This window comes from Vibrio sp. Vb0937, assembly GCF_033338855.1.
Map to the genome: position 1 here is coordinate 1 of NZ_JAWOTK010000262.1, position 1,261 is coordinate 1,261.

The window sequence follows — 1,261 nt, forward strand, 5'->3', positions numbered from 1 at the left end:
CCGTCTTTATGGTCTTCATTTTGCTAACACAACGCCCTCTGATGGCGTTACTTGCGAAAGAAGGCGACCTAGTACAGCAAACCAAAGAGGGTTTTGTCGATCTCGCTGAAAGCTTGGTGGCTGGTGCTCGCAACATGATCGGTATCGGTGTCGCAACAGCGGCGGCAGGTACGGTTGTTGGCGTTGTGACGCTAACTGGTATCGGCTTGGTGATGACGGACTTTGTTGAGTTTATCTCTGGCGGTAGTGTCATCCTAATGCTGCTGTTTACTGCGGTTATCAGTCTGATTCTCGGTATGGGCCTGCCTACCACAGCAAACTACATTGTAGTATCAACGCTAATGGCGCCAGTTATCGTAACGCTCGGCGCAGCGCACGGTCTTATCATTCCACTGATTGCGGTGCACTTGTTCGTGTTCTATTTCGGTATTCTCGCCGATGATACACCACCGGTCGGTCTGGCTGCCTTTGCCGCTGCAGCAATCGCGAAGTCCGATCCAATTCGTACCGGTATCCAAGGTTTTACCTACGATATTCGAACCGCCATTCTGCCATTCATGTTTGTTTTCAATACCCAATTATTGTTGATGGGTATCGATTCTTGGTGGCATTTAGCACTCACGGTAATCTCTTCCATCATTGCGATGCTGATCTTCTCTGCCGCTACGCAGGGATGGTGGCTGACTCGTAACAAGTGGTGGGAAACCGTCCTATTATTAGTATTAACTTTCTCATTCTTCCGACCTGGTTTTTGGTGGGACATGTTATACCCAGCGAAAGTTCTTTCTCCTGGGGTTGAGATAGCTCAAATCACGGAAAACCTAAATGTAGGAGAATCCATTGAGTTACGTGTTGCCGGACAAAACCTCGAAGGCGAATACGTCGAGAAAACGGTACGTCTGCCATTCGAAGACAGAGCAACGACAGCTGAAGAGCGTATCTCTTCAATGGGTCTGATGCTGACTGAGAACGACGGCAAAATGGTCGTCGACATGGTTGAATTTGGTAGCCCTGCGGAGTCATCTGGTATCGACTTTGATTGGGAAATCAAATGGGTCGTTCAAGACGCAGATCGTCCAATGAAAGAATGGGTATTTGTACCTTGCTTGATTCTTCTGCTGGTACTTGCCATGAACCAAAAACGTCGTGCTCGCAAGGAACAACTGAGCGCATAACCGATTTGGCCCCGCGGATCTGGGGCCTTAGTGAGAGACATTGAATGTACAAACAAATTCTTGTTCCGGTTGATCTAAATGACCAA

The 1,261-nt window shown here is 48.3% G+C and carries 1 protein-coding gene; it reads left to right on the forward strand.

Going from position 1 to position 1,261, the window contains the following annotated elements; all coding sequences use genetic code 11:
• The coding region (locus tag R7P67_RS24935) for a DUF3394 domain-containing protein (protein WP_318086333.1) at positions 1-1,175 on the forward strand (1,175 nt) is incomplete at its 5' end.
• Between the last annotated feature and the right edge of the window lie 86 nt (positions 1,176-1,261).